Below are 2,558 nucleotides of genomic sequence, written 5' to 3' on the forward strand. Positions count from 1 at the left end.
CCCGTCGTGTCGGAAAAGAGCTACGGCCTGATCGACGAGGGCAAGTACACCTTCCTGGTGGACCCCCGGTCGAACAAGACCGAGATCAAGCTGGCCGTGGAGAAGATCTTCTCCGTCAAGGTCGACTCGATCAACACCATCAACCGTGCCGGTAAGCGCAAGCGCACCAAATTCGGATGGGGTACCCGCAAGAACACCAAGCGTGCGATTGTCACCCTCAAAGAAGGCACTATCGACATCTTCGGCGGTCCGCTCGCGTAGCGGAGACCACTTTAACGAGGAAATAAATTATGGGAATCCGTAAATACAAGCCGACTACCCCGGGCCGTCGCGGCTCGAGCGTAGCGGACTTCATCGAAATCACGCGGTCGACGCCGGAAAAGTCGTTGGTACGTCCGCTGCCCAAAAAGGGCGGCCGTAACAACACCGGTAAGATCACCACCCGTCACAAGGGTGGCGGACACAAGCGCCAGTACCGTCTGATCGACTTCCGTCGCCACGACAAGGACGGCGTTGACGCCCGCGTTGCTGAAATTGAGTACGATCCGAACCGTACGGCTCGCATCGCCCTCCTGCACTACGTCGATGGCACCAAGCGTTACATCATCGCGCCGAACAAGCTGTCCCAGGGTGACTTCGTAGAGGCAGGTGCCAACGCTGACATCAAGCCTGGCAACAACCTGCCCCTGCGCAACATCCCGGTGGGTACCGTTATCCACGCAGTTGAACTGCGCCCGGGTGGCGGCGCCAAGATGGGCCGCTCCGCCGGTGCATCCATCCAGCTCGTCGCCAAGGAAGGCCGCTTCGCCCAGCTGCGTCTGCCTTCCGGTGAAATCCGCAACGTTGACGTGCGCTGCCGCGCAACCGTCGGCGAGGTGGGCAACGCCGAGCAGTCGAACATCAACTGGGGCAAGGCCGGCCGCATGCGCTGGAAGGGCGTCCGCCCGACCGTCCGTGGTGTCGCCATGAACCCGGTTGACCACCCGCATGGTGGTGGCGAAGGTAAGACGTCCGGTGGACGTAACCCCGTCAACCCGAACGGTCAGCGGGAAGGCCGCACCCGCCGCCCCAACAAAGAGAGCGACAAGCTTATTGTTCGTCGCCGTCGTACTGGCAAGAACAAGCGATAGGAGCCTGGACACATGCCACGCAGCCTGAAAAAAGGTCCTTTCGTTGACCAGCACCTCTTTGTGAAGGTAGCCAGGGAAAACGAAAAGGGCACCAAGAACGTCATCAAGACCTGGTCACGCCGTTCGATGATCATCCCCGACATGCTCGGGCACACGATCGCCGTACACGACGGACGCAAGCACATTCCGGTGTTTGTTACTGAGTCGATGGTCGGGCACAAGCTCGGCGAATTCGCTCCCACGCGGACATTCCGCGGCCATGTCAAGGACGACCGTAAGGGCAAGCGCCGCTAGGCGCCTGCACTTACGTCAAAGACGAGAGAAGGAAAGCAATGGAAGCCAAGGCAATTGCGCGCCACATCCGCGTAACGCCTATGAAGGCCCGGCGCGTCGTCAACCTTGTTCGTGGTTTGCAAGCGAATGAGGCTCTGGCAATTCTGAAGTTTGCCCCACAGGCAGCTTCGGAGCCGGTATTCAAGGTAGTTCAGTCGGCAATCTCCAACGCCCGGGTCCTCGCGGACCGTGACGGCCTGGCGTTTGACGAAGGCGACCTCATCATCAGCGAAGCGTTTGTTGATGAAGGCCCGACCATGAAGCGGTTCCAGCCGCGTGCCCAGGGTCGTGCATTTCAGATCAAGAAGCGCACCAGCCACATCACCGTGGTAGTCGCTACCCCGGAGAAAGAGGAGGCTCGCTAAGTGGGACAGAAAGTAAACCCGCACGGGTTCCGACTCGGCATCACCACCGATCACGTATCGCACTGGTTCGCTGACAGCACCAAGGCCGGCCAGCGGTACAAGGACTTCGTTCGCGAAGACATCCGCATCCGCCAGCTCATGTCCACGGGCATGGAGCGCGCCGGTATCGCCAAGGTTGAGATCGAGCGCACCCGTGACCGTGTCCGCGTGGACATCCACACGGCCCGCCCGGGCATCGTCATCGGCCGCCGTGGAGCAGAAGCAGACCGCATCCGCGGCGAGCTCGAAAAGCTCACCGGCAAGCAGGTTCAGCTGAACATCCTCGAGGTCAAGAACCCCGAGATGGAAGCACAGCTTGTTGCCCAGGGCGTTGCTGAGCAGCTGACTTCACGTGTGGCTTTCCGCCGCGCCATGAAGAAGGCCATGCAGTCCGCGCAGCGTGCAGGTGCCAAGGGCATCCGTATTGCCTGCTCGGGTCGACTGGGTGGCGCTGAAATGTCCCGCTCGGAGTTCTACCGCGAAGGCCGTGTGCCCCTGCACACCCTCCGCGCGAACATCGACTACGGCTTCTACGAAGCCAAGACCACCTTCGGCCGTATCGGTGTGAAGGTTTGGATCTACAAGGGTGACGTCACCGCCAAGGAACTGGCCCAGCAGGCCGCTTCCGCCCCGTCCCGTGGCCGCGGTCCCAGCGACCGTCCGGGCCGCCCGGGTGGCGCTGACCGTGGTG

The 2,558-nt window shown here is 61.5% G+C and carries 5 protein-coding genes; all 5 read left to right on the forward strand.

Annotation, left to right across the window (positions count from 1 at the left end; all coding sequences use genetic code 11):
- A partial coding sequence (gene rplW / locus AC5RWX_RS32265; RefSeq protein ID WP_494100254.1) for a 50S ribosomal protein L23 occupies window positions 1-261 on the forward strand: 261 nt, incomplete at its 5' end.
- A gap of 29 nt (window positions 262-290) precedes the next feature.
- Window positions 291-1,130, forward strand: a complete 840-nt coding sequence (gene rplB / locus AC5RWX_RS32270) for a 50S ribosomal protein L2 (protein ID WP_009358305.1) — start codon at window positions 291-293, stop codon at window positions 1,128-1,130.
- Between the two features lie 12 nt (window positions 1,131-1,142).
- Window positions 1,143-1,424 carry a 30S ribosomal protein S19 gene (gene rpsS, locus AC5RWX_RS32275; RefSeq protein ID WP_003803803.1) on the forward strand — a complete coding sequence of 94 codons (282 nt, stop codon included), beginning with the start codon at window positions 1,143-1,145 and terminating at the stop codon, window positions 1,422-1,424.
- Window positions 1,425-1,462: 38 nt separating this feature from the next.
- Complete coding sequence (gene rplV / locus AC5RWX_RS32280) at window positions 1,463-1,828, forward strand: 50S ribosomal protein L22 (RefSeq protein WP_461172065.1); 366 nt, start codon at window positions 1,463-1,465, stop codon at window positions 1,826-1,828.
- Window positions 1,829-2,558: 30S ribosomal protein S3 (rpsC, locus tag AC5RWX_RS32285; protein WP_494100255.1), on the forward strand; the 730-nt coding region annotated here is incomplete at its 3' end. It lies immediately after the preceding gene.

It is taken from the genome of Arthrobacter sp. SPT-J7, from assembly GCF_059089965.1.